Source organism: Streptomyces sp. NBC_00539 (assembly GCF_036346105.1).
GTDB lineage: Bacteria > Actinomycetota > Actinomycetes > Streptomycetales > Streptomycetaceae > Streptomyces.
Genome location: NZ_CP107811.1, coordinates 2546281 through 2569231, shown reverse-complemented (window position 1 = coordinate 2569231; position 22951 = coordinate 2546281). Strand labels below are relative to the sequence as shown.

At 71.6% G+C, this 22951-nt stretch carries 22 protein-coding genes and 2 tRNA genes; 17 read left to right on the top strand and 7 right to left on the bottom strand.

Annotated features, from left to right (window positions below):
* Nucleotides 1-80: 80 nt before the first annotated feature.
* The 4 genes from OG861_RS11140 (at nucleotide 81) to OG861_RS11125 (ending at nucleotide 1614) form a co-directional block, all read left to right on the top strand.
* Nucleotides 81-422, top strand: coding sequence for a hypothetical protein (locus OG861_RS11140; protein ID WP_329198085.1), 342 nt, complete (start codon nucleotides 81-83; stop codon nucleotides 420-422).
* A gap of 184 nt (nucleotides 423-606) precedes the next feature.
* Nucleotides 607-978 (top strand): WhiB family transcriptional regulator, encoded by a 372-nt coding sequence (locus OG861_RS11135; protein ID WP_053676354.1) that lies wholly within the window; start codon nucleotides 607-609, stop codon nucleotides 976-978.
* The gene (locus OG861_RS11130) at nucleotides 975-1307 is read left to right on the top strand and encodes a hypothetical protein (protein ID WP_329198087.1); all 333 of its coding nucleotides are present in this window, start codon (nucleotides 975-977) and stop codon (nucleotides 1305-1307) included. The genes OG861_RS11135 and OG861_RS11130 overlap by 4 nt, the downstream gene beginning before the upstream one ends.
* Nucleotides 1308-1407: 100 nt before the next feature.
* Nucleotides 1408-1614, top strand: a complete 207-nt coding sequence (locus tag OG861_RS11125; RefSeq protein ID WP_329198090.1) for a hypothetical protein — start codon at nucleotides 1408-1410, stop codon at nucleotides 1612-1614.
* A 25-nt stretch (nucleotides 1615-1639) separates the two neighbouring features.
* Here the strand turns inward: OG861_RS11125 and OG861_RS11120 are convergent, their stop codons facing one another.
* Complete coding sequence (locus OG861_RS11120; protein ID WP_329198092.1) at nucleotides 1640-2980, bottom strand: ABC1 kinase family protein; 1341 nt, start codon at nucleotides 2978-2980, stop codon at nucleotides 1640-1642.
* A gap of 103 nt (nucleotides 2981-3083) precedes the next feature.
* Nucleotides 3084-4226 (bottom strand): ThiF family adenylyltransferase, encoded by a 1143-nt coding sequence (locus tag OG861_RS11115; protein ID WP_329198094.1) that lies wholly within the window; start codon nucleotides 4224-4226, stop codon nucleotides 3084-3086.
* A 221-nt stretch (nucleotides 4227-4447) separates the two neighbouring features.
* Here OG861_RS11115 and OG861_RS11110 point away from each other — a divergent pair, with 221 nt between their 5' ends.
* The 4 genes from OG861_RS11110 to OG861_RS11095 all read left to right on the top strand — a co-directional run bounded on the left by OG861_RS11110 (nucleotide 4448) and on the right by OG861_RS11095 (nucleotide 8357).
* Nucleotides 4448-5005, top strand: a complete 558-nt coding sequence (locus tag OG861_RS11110) for a M48 metallopeptidase family protein (protein ID WP_329198096.1) — start codon at nucleotides 4448-4450, stop codon at nucleotides 5003-5005.
* 165 nt (nucleotides 5006-5170) lie between these two features.
* Nucleotides 5171-6874, top strand: a complete 1704-nt coding sequence (locus OG861_RS11105) for a TerD family protein (protein WP_329198098.1) — start codon at nucleotides 5171-5173, stop codon at nucleotides 6872-6874.
* Between the two features lie 29 nt (nucleotides 6875-6903).
* Nucleotides 6904-7584: an AIM24 family protein gene (locus tag OG861_RS11100; protein WP_329202435.1), complete on the top strand. Its 681-nt coding sequence runs from the start codon at nucleotides 6904-6906 to the stop codon at nucleotides 7582-7584.
* 17 nt (nucleotides 7585-7601) lie between these two features.
* Nucleotides 7602-8357, top strand: coding sequence for an AIM24 family protein (locus OG861_RS11095; protein WP_329198100.1), 756 nt, complete (start codon nucleotides 7602-7604; stop codon nucleotides 8355-8357).
* Nucleotides 8358-8430: 73 nt separating this feature from the next.
* On the opposite strand, the gene OG861_RS11090 is transcribed toward OG861_RS11095, so the two are convergent.
* Together OG861_RS11090 and OG861_RS11085 are read right to left on the bottom strand one after the other, a co-directional pair.
* The gene (locus OG861_RS11090) at nucleotides 8431-8955 is read right to left on the bottom strand and encodes an NUDIX hydrolase (RefSeq protein ID WP_329198102.1); all 525 of its coding nucleotides are present in this window, start codon (nucleotides 8953-8955) and stop codon (nucleotides 8431-8433) included.
* On the bottom strand, nucleotides 8952-10427 hold the full coding sequence (locus OG861_RS11085) for a zinc-dependent metalloprotease (RefSeq protein WP_329198104.1): 1476 nt from the start codon (nucleotides 10425-10427) through the stop codon (nucleotides 8952-8954). Before OG861_RS11085 ends, OG861_RS11090 begins: the two co-directional genes overlap by 4 nt.
* A 270-nt stretch (nucleotides 10428-10697) precedes the next feature.
* Between OG861_RS11085 and OG861_RS11080 the strand changes: the two genes are divergently transcribed.
* The 4 genes from OG861_RS11080 to OG861_RS11065 all read left to right on the top strand — a co-directional run bounded on the left by OG861_RS11080 (nucleotide 10698) and on the right by OG861_RS11065 (nucleotide 14131).
* Nucleotides 10698-11798, top strand: coding sequence for an SDR family oxidoreductase (locus OG861_RS11080; RefSeq protein ID WP_329202437.1), 1101 nt, complete (start codon nucleotides 10698-10700; stop codon nucleotides 11796-11798).
* 295 nt (nucleotides 11799-12093) lie between these two features.
* A complete protein-coding gene (locus OG861_RS11075) occupies nucleotides 12094-12555 on the top strand; it encodes a molybdenum cofactor biosynthesis protein MoaE (protein WP_329198106.1) in 462 nt (153 codons plus the stop codon).
* A 146-nt stretch (nucleotides 12556-12701) separates the two neighbouring features.
* Complete coding sequence (locus OG861_RS11070) at nucleotides 12702-12935, top strand: hypothetical protein (protein ID WP_329198108.1); 234 nt, start codon at nucleotides 12702-12704, stop codon at nucleotides 12933-12935.
* A 107-nt stretch (nucleotides 12936-13042) separates the two neighbouring features.
* Entirely contained in the window at nucleotides 13043-14131 is a 1089-nt protein-coding gene (locus OG861_RS11065) for a YlbL family protein (protein WP_329198110.1), read from the top strand.
* Between the two features lie 29 nt (nucleotides 14132-14160).
* Here OG861_RS11065 and OG861_RS11060 read toward each other — a convergent pair whose 3' ends face one another.
* A complete protein-coding gene (locus tag OG861_RS11060; RefSeq protein ID WP_329198112.1) occupies nucleotides 14161-14727 on the bottom strand; it encodes a PPA1309 family protein in 567 nt (188 codons plus the stop codon).
* A gap of 131 nt (nucleotides 14728-14858) precedes the next feature.
* On the opposite strand from OG861_RS11060, the gene OG861_RS11055 reads away from it, so the two are divergent.
* The 4 genes from OG861_RS11055 (at nucleotide 14859) to OG861_RS11040 (ending at nucleotide 20139) form a co-directional block, all read left to right on the top strand.
* Entirely contained in the window at nucleotides 14859-17744 is a 2886-nt protein-coding gene (locus OG861_RS11055) for a UPF0182 family membrane protein (protein ID WP_329202438.1), read from the top strand.
* 52 nt (nucleotides 17745-17796) lie between these two features.
* A tRNA-Met gene (locus OG861_RS11050) sits at nucleotides 17797-17870 on the top strand.
* Between the two features lie 214 nt (nucleotides 17871-18084).
* Complete coding sequence (locus OG861_RS11045) at nucleotides 18085-19932, top strand: tetratricopeptide repeat protein (RefSeq protein WP_443056601.1); 1848 nt, start codon at nucleotides 18085-18087, stop codon at nucleotides 19930-19932.
* A gap of 133 nt (nucleotides 19933-20065) precedes the next feature.
* Nucleotides 20066-20139: transfer RNA gene (locus OG861_RS11040), tRNA-Met, on the top strand.
* A gap of 142 nt (nucleotides 20140-20281) precedes the next feature.
* Here the strand turns inward: OG861_RS11040 and OG861_RS11035 are convergent.
* On the bottom strand, nucleotides 20282-20698 hold the full coding sequence (locus OG861_RS11035) for a Fur family transcriptional regulator (RefSeq protein WP_329198116.1): 417 nt from the start codon (nucleotides 20696-20698) through the stop codon (nucleotides 20282-20284).
* A 132-nt stretch (nucleotides 20699-20830) separates the two neighbouring features.
* Between OG861_RS11035 and OG861_RS11030 the strand changes: the two genes are divergently transcribed.
* Nucleotides 20831-22300, top strand: coding sequence for a catalase (locus OG861_RS11030; protein WP_329198117.1), 1470 nt, complete (start codon nucleotides 20831-20833; stop codon nucleotides 22298-22300).
* Between the two features lie 87 nt (nucleotides 22301-22387).
* On the opposite strand, the gene OG861_RS11025 is transcribed toward OG861_RS11030, so the two are convergent.
* Complete coding sequence (locus OG861_RS11025) at nucleotides 22388-22783, bottom strand: CBS domain-containing protein (protein WP_190183333.1); 396 nt, start codon at nucleotides 22781-22783, stop codon at nucleotides 22388-22390.
* Nucleotides 22784-22951: the final 168 nt, after the last annotated feature.

Here is a 22951-nt window from a genome sequence, read left to right as displayed (position 1 = left end):
TACTTGGCTGTACTTATCCGAATACGCATGGGACAGGCCCTCGGGCCGGGTCCCCGAGACGCCGAGAGGAGGCGAGACCAGTGACCAGCTTCATGACCTTCACCAAAATGACCGATCGCTCGGTCGCCGCTTCCTGCACGCTCGGCTCCTCCTCGCTCCTCCCGATCCTCGCGACCGGTCCGTCCCGGATTTCCGCGGACAGCCCTGTCCTGACGGCCGCGCCCTGCGCGCTGCTCGTCAGCGACCGGAATGAGCGACCGACCCAGGCACCGGTGGCAGTACAGGCTGCGGAAGCCCAGGCGCATGGCGCCTATGGCTTCGCGGCCGCAGCCGGTGCCGGATCCAAGACGACGCAGACGAAGCAGCAGCACCACCTGATGTGGGCCTTCCGTGGGCTCGAACCCTGGAGTGATCCAGTCTGATCTCAAGATCAGGCCGGCGCCTTCAGGGCCGCGGAACCCCACCCGGGATCCGCGGCCCTTCTGTTTGTCCCCGAACGGGGACGACAGAGCGAAGGGGCCTCGGGACTGGCAAGAACAGGTACCAGCCGACCCCGGCCGAACCCGGCCGGAACGACTAGTCAACAAAGACGAGGAAGAAACCACCGTGCAACTCGAAGCGCACGCCCCGTCCGTACCGCAGACCCAAACGATCTCCCCGCCCGCAGTCCCGGAGGACTCCACCTTGACTCCCCTCACCGCGCTGACCGCGCTCGACGACGCCATCGAGAACCTCGGCGTACCCGTCCCCTGCCGCACCTTCGACCCCGAGGTCTTCTTCGCCGAGTCCCCGGCCGACGTCGAGTACGCCAAGTCCCTCTGCGGCACCTGCCCGCTGGTCGAGGCCTGCCTCGCCGGGGCGAAGGAGCGCCGCGAGCCCTGGGGTGTCTGGGGCGGAGAGCTCTTCGTCCAGGGCGTGGTCGTCGCCCGGAAGCGGCCCCGTGGCCGTCCGCGCAAGAACCCGGTTGTCGCGGCATGACCGCCATCGGAACCATCGACCGCCCCCTGACGCACGACCCCTTGAAGCAGGCCCCCATGTCCCCCTTCGCCACCACGAGCGAGCAGCCGCACGGCTCCGCCACCGCAGACTTCATCACCGCCGGCGCGATCACCTCGCGTCAGAACAGGACCCGCGAAATGCAACTCATCCCAGAAGCCATGGCTCGTGCCCATATGGACGACCGCATGCGTGAGGCCGACGCCGAGCGTCACGCCCTGCGCCTGGTCTCCGCCCGGCGCATGCAGCGTCGAGCCGAGCGCGTCTCCATGCGCGCCCGGCGCGCGCTGGCCATGGCCGTCATGCACTGACAGCCCCACAGGCACCCCCGGGGGGACCGGTCCGCACGGACCGGTCCCCCCGGGGCGTTGCGGACGCGCCCCGGCCGCCCTACGGGGATATCGTCGGGAGGTGGACCAGCCGACTCCCCGCCCCACCCAGCCGGGGCCCAAGGCCCAGCCCGTCGTGTGTGCGCGCTGCGGCACCCTGTCCCCCGACGGCGCCCCGCCCACCTGGACCTGCTCGGTGGAGAACGGGACCCGTCAGTACTTCTGCGTCGCCTGCGCGCGCGCCAACCTCAGGGCGATCGAGGGCCGCCTCGACTCCTCCTGGTGGTGACCCCGCCCAGCCGGCCCCGCCCCGGCTAGCCCTGGCCCTGGCCCTCGGGGAGGAACCCGGGGAGCCAGGAATCCAGTTCGTCGCGCAGGCGCACCGTCGCGCCGAGCTGGCACAGCACGCCGATGGTGCTCAGCGTCACCCGGTGGATCAGCAGGTACGAGGGCGGCAGGTTGATCTGCCGGCCCAACTGGTGGGCGGGGGAGCGGGGATCGGCGATCCGGGCAGCCTGGCCGCGCAGCCACGGGCGGGTGAAGGTGAACTCCTCCGCCTCCGCGGGCTCGATGATCGGCTTGAGGTAGTCCAGCACCTCGGCCGGGTCGAGCTCTATGGACTTCTTCACGAAGCCCTCCGCGCACAGGTGCCCGTACACTCCCTGGGCGTCACCGTCCAGCGTCATCCGCAGCGACCGGCCGATGGGCTCGGGCCAGCCTCCCGGCAGCCGGTCGACCGTGCCGAAGTCCAGCACCCCCAGCCGGGCCGTGCCGTCGGGGGCCTTGATCAGCCGGAAGTTCCCCGGGTGCGGATCGGCGTGCAGGAGTCCGGTGCGCGCGGGCCCCGAGAAGAGGAACCGGGCCAGCAACTGCCCCGCACGGTCGCGCTCCTCCTGGGTGCCGTCGGCTATCACCTCCGACAGCGGGGTCCCTTCCATCCACTCGCTCACCAGGACCTGCTCACCCTGGTGCACGACGGCCGGTACCAGCACGTCCTCGTCGCCCTCGAACGCCTCGGCGTGCGTCCGCTGTGCCTCGGCCTCCAGCTCGTAGTCCAGCTCCTCCGCCACCCGGTCACGCAGTTCGGTGATCAGCGGCTTGATGTCCATGCCCGGGACCAGCGGCCCCAGCAGCCCGGCGAACCGGCCCAGCTGCTTGAGGTCGGAGAGCAGCGCCTCCCCGGCCCCCGGGTACTGGACCTTGACCGCCACCTGCCGGCCGTCGTGCCACACCGCCCGGTGCACCTGCCCGATCGAAGCCGCCGCGGCCGGCTTGTCGTCGAACTCCTCGAACAGCTCCCGCCAGTCCTCACCCAGCCGCTCCGCCAGCACCTGGTGCACCGTCGCCACGGGCAGCGGCGGGGCCGCCTCCTGGAGTTTGGTCAGCGCCGCCCGGTACGGTCCGGCGACCTCCTCGGGCAGGGCCGACTCGAAGACCGACAGCGCCTGCCCGAACTTCATGGCGCCGCCTTTCAGTTCCCCGAGGGTGCGGAACAGCTGGTCGGCGGTGCGCTGTTGCAGCTCGCGGGCGACGATCTCCGCGGACTTGCCGCCGATCAGCTTGCCCAGGCCCCACGTGGCCCGGCCGGCCATGCCCAACGGCAACGCGGCCAGCTTGACGGTGCGGGTGACCGCCTTCCGGGGAAGATCAGACATGCGCCCCTCCAGTTCCCAGACAGCTGCGCCGCCAGCGGCGGTTCGGGGGGTGTCCCCTCTGGCCCTCGGTCAACGCATCCTGTCATGGCCCTCTGTACGCGAGTCAGCCCGATCCTGCCTCCCGCCCGTCCAGTACCGCTGGACCACTCCCGGTGCCGCCGGGGCCCACCGCCCCGGCCGCGCAAGGGCAGTCCGGATGGGGAAGGACCTCGCAGCGCTCCCAGTGCAAGCCCGGCAGGGTCACCTCCCAGCGGGCGGCCGTCGAAGCGGGCAGCCGGCCGTCGAGGAACGACAGGGCGTGCGCGGCGGCGAGACCGGCCACCGCCGTGGCCAGGCCCAGGTCGCAGGCGGCGACGGCCCTGCGACGGTGCGCCGACCGCCACTGGACCAGCATCCGCGGCCAGGCCGGATCCCGCCCGATGCGCTCCCGCTCCATGCACCCCGCGCAGGCCGAGGCCCCCGGCAGCACCAGCGGTCCGACCACCCCCGTGCCCTCCAGCACCCCCGCGTACAGGTGCGGGATGCCGGCCGCGACCCAGTCGGCGGCCGCTTCGGGATCGGGGGCCCACGCCTGGAGCCCGTCCCGGGGCGCGACCACCACCAGGGCCAGCCCCGGTTCGGGCCCGCCGCCCTCCCCGGACCGTGGTGCCCTCCCGGGCGCCGCCTCCCGGACCACCGCCGCCGCGGCTTCGGCCCGCAGCCGCCCCACGCTGGCCGGACCCAGCCCGCCCGGCGCCACATCACCCGGCTGCACCCGCCCCCCGTCGAGCACCTCGACCCGCCCCACCCCGGCTCCCGCCAGGACGGCGGCGATCACCCCGCCCACCCGGCCGCTCCCGCGCACCTGTACCCGTATCGCCCGCCGGGCAGCGACCGCCCGTAACTCCCCGCCGGGCTCCCGGTGTACCAGGGACAGCGACGCCAGATCCGGCCCGAGCCGCTCCAGCGTCTCCGGCCGCTTGCGGACCGCCTGCGCCCGGGGCCCGCCCGCGGTGGCGTCATCGAGCAGCCCGGCCCCCGCCAGGCGCCGGACCAGTTCGTCCGCCTGGCCCCGCGGCAGTCCGATCCTCCCGGCCTCCTCCCGCAGCAGCTCCATGCCCCGCGTCCCGTCGATCCGGTCGATCAGCGATGCGGTCGCCGTGTCCACCGGGCCCAGCGCCACGGCGTGGGCGGGAGTCACCCCGCATTGCACGGTGAGCAGATCCCGCCAGGCCCGCGCCAGCGCCGGCTTCACCTTCGGATACATGACAGTCCCCCCGCTTCCCGTCCGGTTCTTCCTCCGCGACCCCTTCGCGTCTTCCGCCACAGTGCCCGTCCCTCGAAACGCGTGCGGAAACTTGTCCACAGGCGAGGGGTATTAGGCATATGAGATACAGAAAGAGGACTTACCGGGCGCCCGGCGAATCGATCTTGTTCGAACCCCGGACGGACGGTACGGCCGCCCCGACGAGCGGGTACCGTCGATGCGTGTCAGCCGACCCTTCGCAGCGCGCCGTCGAAGTACGCCGGAGCGCGCGCCGCCGCAGGACCGTGTCCGCCTACCGCGAAGGCGAGCGGACGGTCGTCCTCATCCCCGCCCGCATGTCCGAGGCGGAGGAGAAGCGCTGGGTGGGCGTGATGCTCGACAAACTCGCCGCCCAGGAGAGCAAGCGCACCCTCGGCGACACGGAACTCACCGCACGTGCCGAGCATTTGTCCGAGCAGTACTTCGACTCCCGCGCCCGCCCCCGCTCGGTGCGCTGGGTCACCAACCAGAACACCCGCTGGGGCTCCTGCACCCCCGCCGAGGGCAGCATCCGGCTCTCGCACCGCCTCCAGGGCATGCCCGAGTACGTCGTCGACTACGTACTGCTGCACGAGCTCGCGCACCTCCTGGTACCCGGACACGGCGCCCGTTTCTGGCAGTTGCTGGAGGCGTACCCGAAGACCGAACGCGCCCGCGGATATCTGGAAGGGGTCGTCGCGGCGGAACGCCTCCCCGCCGCCCCGGCCGCCCCCGCGGTCCCCGCCGCCCGCGAGGAATGAGCCCGCCCGAGGATCCCGCCGCGCCCCCTCAGGGGCGGTGCCGGCGCGATGTGTACCGGCTCGGTACCGACTTGGCCGGATGTCCGCCCCAGCCGTTAGCCTGAGCGGCACGCATTCGGGACCGGGTGCACGCATTCACAGTCGGGATGGGGGACGGTCGTACGCATGGCCAGGGAATTCCAACGCGGCCACAAGGCCAAGATCAGTGATCTGACGGCGGGCACCGATCTGTACGTGGGCGTGCAGATCGCCGGTGCGGGCCTCTCCATCGACATCAGCTGCTTCGGCCTCGACGCCGAGGAGCAGCTTTCGGACGACCGGTACTTCGTCTTCTACAACCAGCCGAAGTCGCCCGAGGAGTCCATCCAGCAGCTCGGCGCCCAGGCCGGCGACACCGAGTCCTTCCGGGTGACGCTCGACCGCGTGCCCGCCCACATCCACAGGCTGTCCTTCGCCGCCTCCATCGACGGCGCCGGACAGATGTCTCAGATCGGTCCCGGCTACATCCGGGTCGTGGCGGGCGGCGAGGAAGTCGTCCGGTACTCGTTCACGGGCGCGGAGTTCAGCACCGAGCGCGCGCTGATGATCGGTGACCTCTACCTCAAGGACGTGTGGCGCTTCGCCGCCGTCGGCCAGGGCTTCGACGGCGGACTCGCCGCCCTGCTCGAGAACTTCGGCGGCGAGGTGGCCGAGGACGAACCCCAGCCCGAGGCCCAGTCCGCCCCGCAGCCGCAGCAGCCCCAGGCCGCGGCGCCCGGCTTCGCCCCGCCCCCGCAGGCCCCGGCCCCCGCGTTCGGCGCGCCCCCGCAGGCCCCGGCCCCCGCGTTCGGCGCGCCCGCACTCCAGGCCCCGCCCGCGCCCCCGCAGCCGTCCTTCGGCGCCCCCGTCCCCGCACCCGCCCCGCACCAGCCGGTGCACTCGGCCCCCACCATGGTCGGCCCCCTGGTGCCCGCGCCCCCGACGACCCCCTACGGCCAGCCGCCGCACGCGCCGCAGCCGCCGGGGCCGCCCTCGTACGGCCACGTCCCGAACCAGCAGCCCTCGTACGGCGGCCAGGTGCCCCCGCCCGGCCCCGTCCCCGCGCCGCACGGCCAGCCGGCCCCCTACGGCCGGCAGCCGGGCCACCCCCAGCAGGCCCCGTACGGCCAGCCCGTCCCCTACGGCCAGCAGCCCGGCTACCCCCAGCCGGCCGCCGCGGCAGCCGCCCCGGGACTCACCGCCGCGCTCAGCCGGTACAAGGAGGCCCCCACCGGGGCCCGCTGGACCGCGCAGAACCACCAGCTGATGCGGGTCGACCTCGCCTCGGGCGGCGGCCAGCCCGTCCTCGCCCGGCAGGGCAGCATGGTCCTCTACCAGGGCAAGGTCGATTTCAGCTACAAGGGCGCCGGTTTCGCCGGCCGCATCGTCGGCAATGCCACCGGCCAGGAGATGCAGCTCATGCGCTGCACCGGCCGCGGCCAGGTCTTCCTCGCCGAGAACGGCGCCCACCTGCACGCCATCGAGCTCCAGGGCGACGGCATCTGCGTCTCCGCCGAGAGCGTCCTCGCCTTCGACGAGTCCCTCCAGCACGAGGTCCGCCGGATCGAGGGCCACGGAATCCCGGGCGGCGCCCTGTTCACCATGCTGTTCCAAGGCACCGGCACGGTGGTCGTCAAGACGCACGGCACCCCGGTCGTCCTGCCCGTCACCCCGACCACCTTCGCCGACAGCAACGCCATCGTCGCCTGGTCCGCCGCCTCGCAGGTGATCATTTCCAGCCAGGTCCGGCTGCGCCGCAACGCCTACCCCGGCCACAGCGGGGAGACCGTGAACCTCCAGTTCCGCGGCGCCCCCGGCAACTTCATCGTCGTCCAGCCGTACGAGGTCTGAGGGAGCCCCACATGAATGCCATGAACGCAATGAACCAGCAGCTCGCGGGCTACGCCCCGACCCCCGTCACGGCCCGCATGGAGAACCACGGCCCGGCCATGCTCAAGGTCGCCATGCAAAGCGGCCACGACCTCTTCGCGCGCACCGGCTCGATGGTCGCCTACGAGGGCTTCGTGCAGTACGAGCCCAACCCGCCCGCCGTGCGCCAGATGGCCTCGCAGTGGCTCACCGGCGAAGGCGCCCCGCTGATGAAGTGCACCGGCGACGGCCTGCTCTACCTCGCCGACTACGGCGCGGACGTCGTCGTCATCAACCTCAACAACGACGCCCTCTCCGTGAACGGCACCAACCTGCTGGCCTTCGACGCCCAGCTCCAGTGGGGCGTCGAGCGGGTCAAGGGCATGGCCAAATTCGCCGGTCAGGGCCTGTTCAACGTACAGATCTCCGGCACCGGCTGGGTCGCCATCACCTCGCGCGGCACGCCGGTCGTGGTCGACTGCGGCCGCGGGGAGGACGAGACGTACGTCGACCCGGACGCGCTCGTCGCCTGGTCCCCCAACCTCAAGGTCAAGGGCAAGCGCAGCTTCAAGGCCTCGTCGATGATCGGCCGGGGCAGCGGGGAGGCCTACCAGATGGCCTTCTCAGGGCAGGGCATCGTCGTCGTACAGCCCAGCGAGGACAGCACCGACCGGCTCCGGGCCCGGGGCTGAGGGGGAGCGGACACATCATGCAGAGTTCACTTTTCGCCCACGCCGAGGCGCAGTCCCAGGACCGGTACGCCGTCCAGAACCCGCAGCTGCTGCGGGTCTGCCTGAGCGGCTCCGACGACGTGCTCGCCCGCAAGGGAGCGATGGTCGCCTACCAGGGGATCATCGACTTCGACGGCGAGTACCAGAGCACCACCCAGCGCACGGCCCGCGCCCGCACCGGCGAGGGCCTGGACCTCATGCGCTGCTCGGGGCAGGGCACGGTCTACCTGGCCAACCTCGCCCAGTACGTCCACGTCGTGGACGTCGACCAGGACGGGCTGACCGTGGACAGCAGCTACGTGCTGGCCCTGGACTCCACCCTGCACACCGAAGCCGTCGCGGTGGACAGCCAGTACGGGATCTCGGGCTCGGGCAAGTACCAGCTCAACATCACCGGCCGCGGCAAGGTCGCCCTCATGACCTCCGGACAGCCGCTGATGATGCAGGTCACGCCCGACAAGTACGTCAACGCCGACGCGGATGCCATCGTCGCCTGGTCCACGTCGCTGCGCGTGCAGATGCAGGCCCAGACGCACTCCACCGGTGTCTGGCGGCGGCGCGGCAACACCGGCGAGGGCTGGGAGCTCAGCTTCCTCGGCACCGGCTTCGCGCTGGTGCAGCCCAGCGAGCTGCTGCCGCCGCAGAACGCCCAGCTCGGGCAGGGCCTGGCGGCCCAGTACGGCATGGGCCAGCACGGCGCCCACGCCCAGAACCAGAACAACGCCTGGAACTGATCCGGCCGGACGGCAGGCCATGCGGAAGGGGCGGTCCCGCAGGACCGCCCCTTCCTGCACGCGCGTCACATCGTCACAGGCGCGCCCGCGTGGCCTCCACCAGCCGCACCACCGAGGCGTCGGCCACCGCCGCCACCTGGTCGTACGGGAACCAGCGCAGGTCCAGCGACTCCTCGCTGATCGCCGCCACCGCGTCGGCCGGGGCCAGCGCCGCGTACTGCACGTCCAGGTGCCAGTTGCACGGCTCCGGGATCGGGTGCCGGTCCAGTCGTACGGGTCCGCCCGCCAGCAGCGTCAGCCCCGCCGGGATCCCCGACTCCTCGCGCGCCTCGCGCAGCGCCGCATCCGCGAGGGTCGCGTCGCCCGGCTCGCAGTGGCCGCCCATCTGCAGCCACATGCCGAGCTTCTTGTGCAGGGTCAGCAGCACCCGCCCGCGCGCCGGGTCGATCACCAGCGCGCTGCCGGTGAGGTGCCCGGCCCGGCAGGGCTTGTAGACCCCGTCGGGATGCGCCGCGAGGTGCTCCAGGTACAGGTCGCGCAGCTCGGGCTGGTCCTCGTACCCCTTGAGGACGAGGACCGCGTCGTCGTAGAGGCTCACTTCTTCTCTTCGCCCTCGCCGTCGGAGCGGTCAGAGCCGTCGGAGCCGTCGGTTTCGCCCCGCGCACCCTGGTCACCCGGGGCGCCCTGCCCGCGCTTCTCGGCGGCCTCGCCGAGCATCTTGTCGATCTCGGAGAAGTCCAGCTGCTCCCGGTGCACGAACCCGTCCGGGTCGTCCAGGTCGGAGGCGGTGGGCAGCATGTCCGGGTGCTCCCAGAGCCCGTCGCGGCCGTCCATCCCGCGGGCGTCGGTGAGCGAGGCCCACAGCCGCGAGGCGTCGCGCAGCCGCCGCGGGCGCAGCTCCAGCCCGATCAGCGTCGCGAAGGTCTGCTCCGCGGGGCCGCCCGAGGCGCGCCGCCGGCGCATCGTCTCGCGCATGGCGTCCGCCGAGGCCAGCCGGGGCTTGGCCGCCTCGTGCACCACTGTGTCGACCCAGCCCTCGACCAGCGCGAGCGCCGTCTCCAGCCGGGCCAGCGCCGCCTTCTGCTCCGGGGTGTCCTGCGGCTGGAACATGCCGCCCTGGAGGGCCTCCTGGAGCTGCTCCGGGTTCGACGGGTCGATCTGGCCGACCACGTCCTCCAGCTTCGAGGTGTCGACCTTGATCCCGCGGGCGTAGCCCTCGACCGCGCCGAACAGGTGCGAGCGCAGCCACGGCACGTGCGCGAAGAGACGGGCGTGCGCCGCCTCGCGCAGCGCCAAGTACAGCCGCACCTCATCGGAGGGGACGCCCAGGTCCTTGCCGAAGCTCTGGATGTTCAGGGGGAGCAGCGCGGCCTTGCCGGCCGGACCCAGCGGCAGACCGATGTCGGTCGAGCCGACGACCTCGCCCGCGAGCACGCCCACGGCCTGGCCGATCTGCTGGCCGAACATCGCCCCGCCCATGGAGCGCATCATGCCCAGCAGCGGACCCGCCATCGCCTGCATCTCCTCGGGCAGCACGCTGCCCATGGCGACGCCGACGCGCTCGGCGACCGGGTCGACGAGCTCCTTCCACACGGGAAGGGTGGCCTCGACCCACTCGGCCCGGCTCCACGCCACGGCGGTCGTGGCGCCCGAGGGCAGCGAGGTGGCCCCGTCCAGCCAGTGGTCGGCCAGGCGCACGGCCTCCTCGACGGCCGACTTCTCGGCGATGCCGACGCTGGCGTCCTTGACGCCGTCCGCCGTGCCCTGGGCGACGGTCTGGCGGGCGATGTCCTTGGCCATGTCCCAGTTCACGGGACCGCCCTCGTAGCTCAGCATCTGGCCGAGCTGCTGGAAGGCCGCACCGAGGTCGTTCGGGTTCATGGCACCGAACATCGCGGCGAACGGGTTGTCCGCGCCGCCGCCGGGGGTCCCGGCGCCGCCCGGCAGGCCCGTGCCGAACCCGAACGGATTCGGGCCGCCTCGACCGCCCTCGTTGCCCTTCTTCTTGCCCTCGTCGCCGTTCTCCGGCTCCTCCGGCGGAAGGCCGAATCCGAATGGGGTGTCGCTCACGGGTTTCCTCGGCTCGTAGGGCCGTCGGCGGGTGCCGACGGGCGATGGTCCGACAACACCACCCAGCGTAGACACCCGGCCCGCTTCCGGGCTCGGTGCTCCGTCGGGTCCTGGGCTGCGGCAGGATGGACATCACCTGGTGGGTACGCGTCACGGCGCGTCCCCACTGAAGACAACCGCTGGAGACGCCCGGTGAGTTCCCGAGATCCGTACGCTTTGGACAAAGACAGCTCGCACGAGCCCGACCCCGCGGCGCCCGCCGAGGACGACGTGGAGCCCGGTGAAAGCGGCGTTCGCCCGCCGCGAAACCCGGCGGTCCGCGGGCCCGTGATCGCGGTGACCGGCGCCGCGTCGGGGGTCGGCGCGGCGCTGGTGGGCCGCCTCGCCGCATCTGACGAGGTCAAGCAAGTCGTGGCGATCGACGAGCGGCGCGGCGAGTGCGCGGCGGCGACCTGGCACGTCCTGGACGTCCGGGACCCCGCGATCGCCGAGAAGCTCCGGGGCGCCGACGTGGTCGTCCACCTCGCCCTGGACCTGGACCTGGAGACGGACCCGGCGGCCCGCACGGCGTACAACGTGCGCGGCACCCAGACCGTGCTGACCGCCGCGGCGGCGGCCGGGGTGCACCGCGTCGTGCTCTGCACCTCCGCGATGGTCTACGGGGCGCTGCCCGACAACGACATCCCGCTCGCGGAGGACTCCGAGCTGCGGGCCACCGCCGAGGCCACCGGCGTCGGCGACCTGCTGGAGATCGAGCGCCTGGGCCGGCGCGCCCCCCGCGCGCACCCCGGGCTCAACGTCACCGTGGTGCGCCCCGCGGTGCTGGTCGGCGGTACCGACACCGCCCTGACCCGGTACTTCGAGTCGCCCCGGCTGCTGGTCGTCGCGGGATCCCGGCCCACCTGGCAGTTCTGTCACGTCGAGGACCTGGTCAGCGCCCTGGAGTACGCCGCCCTGGAGAAGGTCGACGGGGAGCTGGCCGTCGGCTGCGAGGGCTGGCTGGAGCAGGAGGAGGTCGAGCAGCTGAGCGGCATCCGCCGCATGGAGCTCCCCTCCGCCGTCGCCCTGGGGGCCGCGGCCCGGCTGCACCGGATCGGCCTGACCCCGTCCCCGGCGGGCGACCTCGCCTACACGATGCACCCGTGGGTGGTCAGCGTGAGCGCGCTGCACGCCGCGGGGTGGCGGCCGCGCTGGACCAACGAGGAGGTGCTCGCCGAGCTGCTCCAGGAGGTCGCGGGCCGCCACACGGTCGCGGGCCGCCGCCTGGGCCGCAAGGACGCCGCCACGGCCGCCGGTGCGGCGGGCGCGACGGTCGCCCTGCTGGGCGCCGCCGCCGCGGTGCGCCGGGCCCGCAAGCGCCGCGGTATCTGAGCCGGCCGGGCGCCCCGGGCCCGCGAGCGCCGCGGTATCTGAGCCGGCCGGGCGCCCCGGGCCCGCGAGCGCCGCGGTATCCGAGCGGGCCGGCCGGCCCCGCACCGCGGCCCGCCCCGGCGCTCCGGCGTCCCGGCGCTCCGGCGTCCCGGCGTTCCGGTGTCCCCGGGCCCGGACGGCCACCTCGCCGGGCGGCCGCCACCACGGCTTCCTGTAGGAGGCTCCCAAGGCGGCCGCCGAGGGCCGGGTGAATCGGCTATTTCGCCGAGGCCCCCGCTAGGGCACGATGGGCTGTATGGCACCGCACTTCGACCACCCCGGCGAGCAGGCCGCCCAGGATCCGATCCGGCTGCTCGCGATCCGCGAGACCCCGCTCTCGATCGACGAGGTCTTCGAGGCGGTCGGCGACGACGCGACGGGCGGCACGACCCTCTTCGTCGGTACGGTGCGCAACCACGACGGCGGCGCCGACGTCGACTCCCTCGGCTACTCCTGCCACCCCACGGCCGAGGCCGAGATGCGCCGGATCGCCGAGCACGTCGTGGAGAAGTACCCGGTCCGTGCCCTCGCCGCCGTGCACCGCGTCGGCGACCTGTCGGTGGGCGACCTGGCGGTGGTCGTGGCCGTGTCCTGCCCGCACCGCGGGGAGGCCTTCGAGGCCTGCCGGATGCTGATCGACGACCTCAAGCACGAGGTCCCCATCTGGAAGCACCAGACCTTCGCCGACGGCACGGAGGAGTGGGTCGGGGCCTGCTGAACCCCCGGCTCCGGTACAGCCCCCGTAAGGGGGTAGCCTCACACCCGTTCGGCCGCGCAACACGCCCTCGATTTGCGTAACCCCTTTCCGGGCACGAGCGTTGAAGCCACCAACGACACGTACTTTCGGGGCAGGGAGGCACGTCCATGGCGTCACTGGCGTGGTTGCTGATTCCGCTGTTCGCCGCCATCGGAGCGGCGATATGGGGGAGCTGGGCGGCGCGCGACCGCACGACCGGCGACATATCCGAGCTCACCGGCTACGCACGTTTCCGTGAGGCCATGGACCAGGTCGAGCAGACCCGTCCCGCAACGATCCGCACCACCACGAGCGGCACCGAAAAGAGGGAGAAGGCGCACTCCGGTTCCGACGCCGTCTGACGCGTCCCGCGAGGTCCGCCTGAGAATCCCCTGAGAAGTCCGCGGACGAACCACGTACGGACCGGCCCCACGGGCAGCCCGTCCAAGGCGTCCCGTACTGTCGGTCCATGCCACGCCGCACTGCGACGATGCTCGCTTCCACCCTCATGCTGTTCGCACTGCTCTGCGCAGGGGTTTTCCTCAAGGTCCCGTACTCCGAGATGAGCCCCGGCCCCACCGTGAACACGCTCGGCGAATCGCACGGCGAGCCCGTCCTGAACATCTCGGGGCACAAGACCTACCCCACCACCGGGCACCTCAACATGACGACGGTCCGCGTCACCGGGGCGGACTACGACATGAACCTGCTGGAAGCGGTGTACGGCTGGCTGGCCGGGGACAACATCGTCGTGCCGCACGAGAACCTCTATCCGGACGGCAAGACGGACAAGCAGTCCACGCAGGAGAACGCCGAGGAGTTCAGCCAGTCGCAGGAGAGCGCGAAGGTGGCGGCCCTCAAGCAGCTGGGCATCGAGGTCCCGGTCCGTGTCGTCGTCTCCACCGTGGTCAAGGGCAGCCCCTCCGAGGGCAAGCTGCACGCCGGTGACGTGATCAAGTCCGTGGACGGCGCCCCGGTGACGGAACCGGGCGACGTGGCCAAGCTCGTGACCAAGCACAAGCCCGGGGAGCCGGTCGAGTTCACCATCGTTCCCGCCGCCGACGCGGCCGAGGCCGAGAAGGCGGGCCGCGAGCCCGCCACCACGGCCAAGGTCACGATCGTCGCCGGGAAGGCGCAGGACGACGGTCACGCCATCGTCGGCATCCGCGCCGGCGTCGACCACACCTTCCCGTTCCCCATCGACATCAAGCTCGCCGACGTCGGCGGCCCCAGCGCCGGCCTGATGTTCGCGCTCGGCATCGTCGACAAGCTCACCCCCGCCGACCTGACCGGCGGGAAGTTCATCGCGGGCACCGGCACCATCGACGACGCGGGCAAGGTGGGCCCGATCGGCGGCATCCAGATGAAGACCATCGGGGCCCGCAAGGCGGGCGCCCGGTACTTCCTCACGCCCGCCGAGAACTGCGCCTCCGCCGCCGCGCACGTCCCCGACGGCCTGACCCTGGTCAAGGTCTCCACCATCGGCGACGCCGAACAGGCACTGGAGAAGATCGGCAAGGGGGACACGGCCGGGCTGCCCGGCTGCACCACGCACTGACCGGCCCCCAGGCCCCCCGGCCCGCGCGGCTACGCGAAGGTCGCCGCCAGCGCCTCCGCCAGCCCGGGCACCAGCCCCTCGCCGGTGAGTACCTCGCTCGACGAGTCCTTCTCCCGCAGCCGGACCGCCGACTCGCGCGACCCGTCCCGCAGCACCGCCACCGTGAGGCGGACCTCCTGCCGCTCGGGGTGCGAGGCGACCCACTTCGCGAGCTGCTTGTCGCTCAGCCCCTCCGGTACGGAGGCCTCCGCGGACGGCGGCAGCATCAGCCGCTCCACGGTCAGCGCGCAGCCCACGACCGCGTCGGGCCAGGCGATGGTGCCCAGGAACTTGTCGAGCGGGGTGTCGGCGGGCACCTCCTCCTGCTCGATCGGGGTCAGGGAGGACTTGCCGGTGTCGTCCTGGTCGAGACCGAGCTGGCCGGCCAGCCGGGGCTCCTGCCTGCGCAGGCGGGCGGTGTCGACGAGGGCGAACAGCCGGGCCGGCCGGTCCCAGCCGAGGCCGGCCGCGTACTCGTCGATTTCGAGGCAGGCGCGGGTCAGCGGGCCGGCCGCCATGGGAGTGCCGGAAGGCGAAAGGTTGGACATGGACAACATCCTGCCTCCTTCGGACCGGATAGCGGGAACTGACCAAAGCCTCAGTAAGTTGCATGAGTGGGCTCTACGATCGGGGGCCCGTCGATGACCAGCCCCAGCGACTTTCAGAGGTGCGCACCTTGGCTTTCCAGATGCCGGACCGCGGCGCAGGCCCCTCCGGGCCACGGATGAGAGTCGGCCGCCCCTCCCGGCGTGCCCGCACTCTTCTGATGACTCTGGGCGTTCTGGCCGTGCTGGCCATGGCGTTCATCATGTTCGCGGGCTTTTGGACCGACTGGCTCTGGTTCCGCTCCGTCGCCTTCTCCAGTGTGTTCACCACCACCCTGTGGACCAAGACCGGCCTCTTCGCGGTGTTCGGACTGCTGATGGCGGGAGCCGTCGGGTTCAACATCTGGCTGGCGCACCGGCTGAGGCCGCCGCTCAGCGCGATGTCGATGGAGCAGCAGAGCCTCGACCGCTACCGGATGAGCGTCGCGCCGTACAAGAAGTGGCTGCTCCTGGGCATCGCCGCGATCGTCGGGCTGATCGCGGGGGCGTCCGCGGCCGGCCAGTGGAAGACCTGGCTGATGTATGTGAACGGGGTGCCCTTCGGGCAGAAGGACCCCCAGTTCGGTCTGGACGTGTCCTTCTACACCTTCGACCTGCCCTGGTACCGCTTCCTGCTGGGCTTCGGGTTCGCGGCGGTCGTGCTGTCGGTGATCGCCGCCGTCGTCGTTCACTACCTGTACGGCGGCCTGCGCGTGACCAGCCCCGGCGCCCGGGCCACCGCCGCCGCCACGGGCCACCTGTCGGTGCTGCTCGGGCTGTTCGTGACCTTCAAGGCGATCGCGTACTGGCTCGACCGGTACGGCCTCGCGGTGAAGTCCAGTGACTTCAAGGCCGCCGACAACTGGACCGGCCTGCGGTACGTCGACGCCAACGCCTACCTCCCGGCCAAGACGATCCTCGTCGCCATCGCCGCGATCTGCGCCCTGCTGTTCTTCGCCACGCTGTGGCGCCGGACCTGGCAGCTGCCGGTCATCGGCTTCGGCCTGATGGTCCTCTCGGCGATCCTCATCGGCGGGCTGTACCCGGCGATCGTGCAGAAGTTCCAGGTCCAGCCGAACGAGCAGGCCAAGGAGTCGCCGTACGTCGAGAAGAACATCGAGGCGACGCGGAACGCGTACGGCATCGCCAACGCCGAGGTGAAGGACTACCCGGGAACCGGGTCCAACACGGACCAGGCGAAGCTGCGGGCCAACGCGGACACCACGGCGAGCATCCGCCTGCTCGACCCGAACATCGTCTCGCCGGCCTTCCAGCAGCTCCAGCAGGTCAAGGGCTACTACGGCTTCCCCGCGACGCTCGCCGTCGACCGCTACAAGGGCCAGGACACCGTCATCGGCCTGCGCGAGCTGAACCTCGCGGGCATCCCGAAGAACAACTGGATCAACGACCACTTCCGGTACACGCACGGCTACGGCGTGGTCGCCGCCAAGGGCACCGAGGTCACCAAGAACGGCGACCCGGTCTTCATCCAGTCCGACCTGCCCTCCAAGGGAGAGTTCGGTACCGGGAACGCCTTCAAGCAGCAGATCTACTACGGCGAGCAGACGAAGCAGTACTCGATCGTCGGCGGTCCGCAGAAGGAGCTCGACTACTCCGACGACAAGGGCGAGAAGGAGACGAGCTACACCGGCAAGAGCGGTGTCAGCCTCGACAACCCGGTCAACCGGGCCGCCTACGCCCTCGCGTTCAGCGAACCGCAGATCCTGTACTCCGGCGCCATCGGCGACGGTTCGCGGATCCTGTACAACCGCACGCCCAAGGAGCGCGTCGAGGCCGTGGCCCCCTGGCTGACCATCGACGGCGCGGCCTACCCGGCCGTGGTCGACGGCCGCATCCAGTGGATCGTGGACGCCTACACGACGACGAACGGCTACCCGTACGCCTCGCGCACCACGCTCGGCGACTCCACGGCGGACTCGCTCACCAACAGCCAGCGCGCCGTCGTCGCTCAGGAGAACCGGGTCAACTACATCCGGAACTCGGTGAAGGCCACCGTCGACGCCTACGACGGAACGATCAAGTTGTACCAGTGGGACACCCAGGACCCGGTCCTCAAGACCTGGATGAAGGCGTTCCCCGGCACCGTCAAGGCCAAGAGCGAGATCCCCAAGGCGCTCATCGACCACATGCGCTATCCGCAGGACCTCTACAAGGTGCAGCGCGAACTGCTCACCCGCTACCACGTCACCGACGCCCAGACGTTCCTCAGCGGCTCGGAGGTCTGGGCCGTTCCGGACGACCCGACCACCAAGACGGGCAGCGCGGTGCCGCCGTACTACCTGTCGATGAAGATGCCGGGACAGAAGGACCAGGCGTTCTCGCTGACGACGACGTTCACGCCGAACGGCCGGGACAACCTGAGCGCCTTCATGGCGGTCAACGCCGATCCGGGCACCCCGGACTACGGCAAGATCCGCATCCTGAAACTGCCGACCAGTACCCCGGTCGACGGACCCAAGCAGGTCCAGAGCAAGTTCAACTCCAAGCCGGAGATCGCCCAGGAGATCAACATCCTGAGCCGGGGCGACTCCCAGGTGGAGTACGGAAACCTGCTGACGGTGCCGCTGGACGACGGCGTGCTGAACGTGGAGCCGGTGTACGTCAAGGGCGGCGGCCTCAAGTACCCGACGCTGCGCAAGGTGCTGGTGACGTACGGCGGCCAGACGGCCTTCGAGGACACGCTGGAGAAGGCGCTGAACGTGGTGTTCGGGGCGGAGGCGCCGAGCGCGCCGACGACGCCGACCACCCCCACGACCCCGCCGGGCGAGGGCACCACCACGCCGGGTACGCAGGACCCGACGGTCAAGGCGGCCCTGTCCGATGCGCAGAAGGCCATCGAGGCGGCGGAGAAGGCACGCCAGGCGGGCGACTGGACGGCATTCGGCAAGGCGCAGGACGACATCAAGGCGGCGCTCCAGCGTGCGGTCGAAGCCGAGGCGAAGCTGACGGCCCCCAAGCCGAGCAGCTGATGATCACCGGGTAATGGCCCGGCCCCGCGTCGTGATACTGTGGTTTCACCGACGCGGGGTGGAGCAGCTCGGTAGCTCGCTGGGCTCATAACCCAGAGGTCGCAGGTTCAAATCCTGTCCCCGCTACTGAAAACGAAGGCCCGGATCCATGGGATCCGGGCCTTCGTCGTGTCCGGGGGGACCGACCCGGCAGCACACGGGGTCACTGGGGCGGGTGAGTTGGGGTGGGAGCGTGTTTGACTTGTCTCTCTGTGGGCATGTCGACAAAACGCTGTAGTGACCTCACTGGCTGCGACATACCAGGTGTACGCGGGTAGCAGGTGATGCGACGATGGGATTTATGGGGGACAGGTCAACTCTGCTGGAGACAGGGCGGTTTGTGAGGTCGGGGGTCGAGTCGGGCAGGGAAGCCGAAAAGGGGGCTCAGACCGTTAACGCGCAGACCGCATTGACCGATGCGGATTTCGCGGACGAAGCGTTCGTCGAAGCCGACGTGGCCAGTGACGCGGAGCTGGAGGCCCGGCACCGCGTGGCCGCCGACAAGGGGGACCCGGGCGCCATGAGCGTGCTCGGGGCGTTGCTGCTGCGCCGGGGCGACCTGGCCGGGGCCGAGCCGTACCTGCGGGGGGCCACCGCCGAGGGGGACCGCGCCGCCGCCAACAACCTCGGGGTGCTGCTGCACCAGCGCGGCTACCCCGACGAGGCGGCCGGCTGGTGGCGGGTCGCCGCCGTCGCCGGTTCCGCGCCCGCCGCGCACGCCCTGGGCCGGCACTACCGCGAGCGCGGCGACGAACCCGCGGCCGAGTACTGGATGCGCCAGGCGGCGGAGTCCGGTCACGCCCTGGGTGCCTACGGGCTGGCCGACCTGCTGGAACACCGGGGGGACAAGGGTGTCGAGCGGTGGTTCCGCGCCGCGGCCGAACAGGGGCACCGCGAAGCCGCGTACCGGCTGGCCCGGCACCTGAGGAAGGGCGACCCCGTCGAGGCCGAGCAGTGGTACCGGCAGGCCGCCGCGCGCGGGCACCGCCGCGCCGCGCTGCACCTGGGCGCGCTGCTGGAGGCCCGCGGGGAGCTCAAGGAGGCGGGGCGCTGGTACCTGACCTCGGCGAAGCAGGGGGAGGCGCGGGCCGCGTGCGCCCTCGGCTTCCTGCTGCGCGACGCCGGGGACGAGGAGAGCGCGGCCACCTGGTGGCGGCGGGCCGCCGAGGACGGCGACGGCAACGCGGCCAACGCCCTGGGCGCCCTGCACGCGGCGCGGGGCGAGACCCAGACGGCCGAGAAGTGGTACCGGGTCGCCACGGACGCGGGCGACCACAACGGGGCGTACAACCTCGCCCTGCTGTGCGCCGCGCAGGAGCGGACGGCGCAGGCCGAGCAGTGGTACCGCCGGGCGGCCTACGCGGGCCACCGCGAGGCGGCCAACGCCCTGGCGATCCTCCTGCTCCAGGGCGGGGACGCGGAAGGGGCCGAGCCGTGGTTCTCCAAGGCGGCCGAGGCGGGCAGCGTGGACGCCGCCTTCAACCTCGGGATCCTGTTCGCCAGCCGGGACGAGGACCGCACGGCGCTCAAGTGGTACGAGCGGGCCGCGTCGGCGGGCCACACCGACGCGGCGCTCCAGGTCGGCATCGCCTTGGTGCGGGACGGCGAGGAGCGGGCGGCGGAACGGCACCTGCGCTGCGCGGCGGGCGGCGGCAGCGCGGAGGCGGCGTTCAGGCTGGCCGCGCTGCTGGAGTCGCTGGCCCCGCCGCCGGAGCCGGTGGCGCTGGGCGAGCCGGTCGGCGGGGCGGCGCGGACCGAGAGCGAGGAGTGGTACGAGCGCGCGGCCGAGCAGGGCCACCGGCGTGCCCAGGTCAGGGTCGGGATGCTGGCGGCGGCGCGGGGTGACCTGGCGGCGGCCGCGCGGTGGTACCGGGAGGCGGCGGAGGCCGGCTCGCGCAACGGGGCGTTCAACCTGGGGCTCCTGCTGGCCCGGGAGGGGAACGAACCGGAGGCGGCGCTGTGGTGGACGCGGGCGGCGGTGGCCGGCCACGGGCGGGCGGCGCTGCGGCTGGCACTGCTGGCGGCGCGGCAGGGGGACCTCAACGAGGGGCAGAAGTGGTGCGTGCGGGCCATGGAGCTGGGGCCGGCAGAGGTCTCCGAGCGGGCGGGGCGGCTGCGGGACGCGCTGGCGGAGGAGCTCTCGGCGTAGCCCTGGCGAGGGTGCGCGGGGGTTTCGGCGGGGGCGTGCGGGGGCGCCGCAGGTGCCCCCGCGGGGCCGAGCCGGTCGATCGTTAAGCGATTTGCATCTGCCGGGGTGCGTCACGTAAAGTCGTGTTTACCGACGCGGGGTGGAGCAGCTCGGTAGCTCGCTGGGCTCATAACCCAGAGGTCGCAGGTTCAAATCCTGTCCCCGCTACTGAAACCGAAGGCCCGGATCCCATGGATCCGGGCCTTCGGTCATTTCGCGACCGGAAACGGAAGCGAAGCGAATACGGAAGCGAAGCGGAAAGCGGAAGGGCCCGGAACCGACTGGTTCCGGGTCCTTCTTCCGTGTACGGCTACGCGCCCGCGCAGTTCGGGCACACACCCCGGTACGTCACCTCGACCGCCGAGACCACGAAGCCGAACCGCTCCGCATCCGGCAGGTCGGCCAGCGGGTCCCCCGAGGGGTGGACGTCGCGGATCGCGCCGCACTGGGCGCACACCAGGTGCTGGTGCGCGCGGTGGGCGTTCGGGTCGTACCGCTTGGCGCGGCGGTCCGTGGACACCTCCAGCACCTCGCCGAGGCTGACCAGCTCGCCCAGGGTGTTGTACACCGTTGCCCGGGAGATCTCCGGCAGCTTGGCCACCGCGCGCGCGTGCACCTCGTCGGCCGTCAGGTGAACGTGGTCACCGTCGAGCACCTCGGCCACGACGCGCCGCTGTGCGGTCATGCGCCATCCGCGTCCGCGAAGTCGTTCCAGCAGGTCACTCATGAGTCCAAGCCTAACAGTGCGGCTGATTCGGTGTAACTCCCGAACCCGTGCGGAGTTAGATGACTGCTTGACTTAGACAATGTCCATTGTAGGATCGAGTACGGCTGACCACGAGGACAGGACACGCAGGAAATGACGCAGGAGGCGCACGTGACGCAGGGACCGCTCACCACGGAGGCCGGAGCCCCGGTCGCCGACAACCAGAACAGTGAGACCGCCGGCGTCGGTGGCCCCGTACTCGTCCAGGACCAGCTGCTGCTGGAGAAGCTCGCCCACTTCAACCGCGAGCGCATCCCGGAGCGCGTCGTGCACGCCCGCGGCGCCGGTGCGTACGGCACCTTCACCGTCACCCGTGACGTCTCGCAGTGGACCCGGGCGAAGTTCCTGTCCGAGGTCGGCAAGCAGACCGAGACGTTCCTGCGCTTCTCCACCGTCGCCGACAGCCTCGGCGGCGCCGACGCCCGCCGGGACCCGCGCGGCTGGGCGTTGAAGTTCTACACCGAAGAGGGCAACTACGACCTCGTCGGCAACAACACCCCCGTCTTCTTCATCCGCGACGCGATCAAGTTCCCCGACTTCATCCACACGCAGAAGCGCGACCCGTACACCGGCTCGCAGGAAGCCGACAACGTGTGGGACTTCTGGGGTCTGAGCCCCGAGTCCACCCACCAGGTGACCTGGCTCTTCGGCGACCGCGGCATCCCGTCCTCCTACCGCCACATGGACGGCTTCGGCTCGCACACCTTCCAGTGGAACAACGAGGCCGGCGAGGTCTTCTGGGTCAAGTACCACTTCAAGACCGACCAGGGGATCAAGAACCTCACCCAGGCCGAGGCCAACCGGCTCGCCGGCGAGGACCCCGACTCGCACCAGCGCGACCTGCGCGAGGCCATCGAACGCGGCGACTTCCCGAGCTGGACCGTGCAGGTCCAGATCATGCCGGCGGCCGAGGCGGCCGAGTACCGCTTCAACCCGTTCGACCTCACCAAGGTGTGGCCGCACGCGGACTACCCGCCGATCGAGATCGGCAAGCTGGAGCTCAACCGCAACCCGGAGAACATCTTCGCCGAGGTCGAGCAGAGCATCTTCAGCCCGGCCCACTTCGTCCCCGGCATCGGTCCGTCCCCGGACAAGATGCTCCAGGGCCGCCTCTTCGCGTACGGCGACGCCCACCGCTACCGCGTCGGCATCAACGCCGACCACCTGCCGGTGAACCGTCCGCACGCCACCGAGGCGCGCACCCACTCCCGCGACGGCGCCCTGTACGACGGCCGCCACAAGGGTGCGAAGAACTACGAGCCGAACAGCTTCGGCGGCCCCTTCCAGACGGACCGTCCGCTGTGGCAGCCCGTCCCGCTGACCGGTGGCACGGGCAACCACGCCACCCCGGTCCACCGCGAGGACAACGACTTCGTCCAGGCGGGCAACCTCTACCGCCTGATGTCGGAGGACGAGAAGGGCCGTCTGATCGAGAACCTCTCCGGCTTCCTCGCCAAGGTCTCCCGTGACGACATAGTCGACCGCGCGGTCAACAACTTCCGCCAGGCGGACGGTGACTTCGGCAAGCGGCTGGACGCCGCGGTCCAGGCCCTGCGCGGCTGACGGACGCTTGCCGTAGCGAGACGACGGGCCGGTACTCCTCGGAGCGCCGGCCCGTCGCCGTACCTGCCACGGGGAGCCGCTGCGCCGCTACGCCAGTACGGCGCTGCGCCGCGCCGGTGCCCAGCAGCGGATGACGTCGCGCACCGAGACGATGCCCACCGGGCCGCCGTCCTCCAGCACGATCAGGTGGCGGAAGCCGCCGTGCGCCATGGCCTCGGCGGCTTCCTGGACCGTCGCGTCCGGGGTGCAGAAGACGACGTTGTTGGTGGTGTGCGCGCCCACCGACTCCCGGTCGGGGTCGTGGCCGGCGCCGAGGGAGTTGAGGATGTCGCGCTCGGTCAGGATGCCGATGCCGCTGTGGTCGGGATCGAGGACGACGGCCGCGCCGACGCGCCGGCCGGACATCAGGCAGGCCGCCTGTCGCAGGGTGTGGGCGGGTCCGAGGGTGAGGATCACGGTGCTCATGGCGTCGCGGACGAGCATGAAGAGAGCCACCTCCTGGGTGAGCCCCCGCCCGGGTGGGTGCGCCGGTCGAGGGGCCCGCCTCAAGAGAAGGGCTTCACAAACGCACAAGCGGGGGAGTCCCAGATTCCCACGCGTACGCAGGGTCATCAAGAGGGGCGCGCCCGGCAACACCCGCCCGGCCGAGCG

What these genes read in the sequence shown, in the direction of transcription:
- OG861_RS11060 (WP_329198112.1), bottom strand. Translation starts at nt 14,727, where the DNA reads ATGTTGTCCATGTCCAACCTTTCGCCTTCCGGCACTCCCATGGCGGCC.
- OG861_RS11105 (WP_329198098.1), top strand. Translation starts at nt 5,171, where the DNA reads ATGGCCAGGGAATTCCAACGCGGCCACAAGGCCAAGATCAGTGATCTG.
- OG861_RS11095 (WP_329198100.1), top strand. Translation starts at nt 7,602, where the DNA reads ATGCAGAGTTCACTTTTCGCCCACGCCGAGGCGCAGTCCCAGGACCGG.
- OG861_RS11115 (WP_329198094.1), bottom strand. Translation starts at nt 4,226, where the DNA reads ATGTATCCGAAGGTGAAGCCGGCGCTGGCGCGGGCCTGGCGGGATCTG.
- OG861_RS11055 (WP_329202438.1), top strand. Translation starts at nt 14,859, where the DNA reads ATGCCGGACCGCGGCGCAGGCCCCTCCGGGCCACGGATGAGAGTCGGC.
- OG861_RS11120 (WP_329198092.1), bottom strand. Translation starts at nt 2,980, where the DNA reads ATGTCTGATCTTCCCCGGAAGGCGGTCACCCGCACCGTCAAGCTGGCC.
- OG861_RS11100 (WP_329202435.1), top strand. Translation starts at nt 6,904, where the DNA reads ATGAACCAGCAGCTCGCGGGCTACGCCCCGACCCCCGTCACGGCCCGC.
- OG861_RS11025 (WP_190183333.1), bottom strand. Translation starts at nt 22,783, where the DNA reads ATGCTCGTCCGCGACGCCATGAGCACCGTGATCCTCACCCTCGGACCC.
- OG861_RS11030 (WP_329198117.1), top strand. Translation starts at nt 20,831, where the DNA reads ATGACGCAGGAGGCGCACGTGACGCAGGGACCGCTCACCACGGAGGCC.
- OG861_RS11065 (WP_329198110.1), top strand. Translation starts at nt 13,043, where the DNA reads ATGCCACGCCGCACTGCGACGATGCTCGCTTCCACCCTCATGCTGTTC.
- OG861_RS11045 (WP_443056601.1), top strand. Translation starts at nt 18,085, where the DNA reads ATGGGGGACAGGTCAACTCTGCTGGAGACAGGGCGGTTTGTGAGGTCG.
- OG861_RS11035 (WP_329198116.1), bottom strand. Translation starts at nt 20,698, where the DNA reads ATGAGTGACCTGCTGGAACGACTTCGCGGACGCGGATGGCGCATGACC.
- OG861_RS11070 (WP_329198108.1), top strand. Translation starts at nt 12,702, where the DNA reads ATGGCGTCACTGGCGTGGTTGCTGATTCCGCTGTTCGCCGCCATCGGA.
- OG861_RS11130 (WP_329198087.1), top strand. Translation starts at nt 975, where the DNA reads ATGACCGCCATCGGAACCATCGACCGCCCCCTGACGCACGACCCCTTG.
- OG861_RS11075 (WP_329198106.1), top strand. Translation starts at nt 12,094, where the DNA reads ATGGCACCGCACTTCGACCACCCCGGCGAGCAGGCCGCCCAGGATCCG.